This is a genomic window from Paenibacillus sp. sgz302191 (assembly GCF_057749925.1).
On sequence record NZ_JBYLHY010000141.1, the window covers coordinates 1 to 227 of the forward strand.

Annotated in this window: 1 protein-coding gene; it reads right to left on the reverse strand. The window is 58.1% G+C overall.

Annotated features, from left to right (window positions below; translation table 11 throughout):
* The coding region (locus tag AC3G2T_RS38955; protein ID WP_488438843.1) for a hypothetical protein at nt 1–227 on the reverse strand (227 nt) is incomplete at both ends.

A 227-nucleotide genomic window follows, 5' to 3' on the forward strand; every position in this document is an offset into this window, starting at 1 on the left:
GTTGACGCCGTCGTACATGTACTCGCTTTTCTTGATCAGGTACTTCACTTCCGTGCCGCTCACCGGGTCCGTATAGCCGCTCGGCTGTTCGGACGTGTATGTCTCGCTCTGGGATTGCCGGTTGCCGCTTCGGTCATACGCGTAGACGGTCGTTTTGCCCGGCGCCTCGGCTTTTTCGATTCTTCCCGCCGCATCGTAGCTGTAATTCGTTGTGCCGTAGCTGTCGG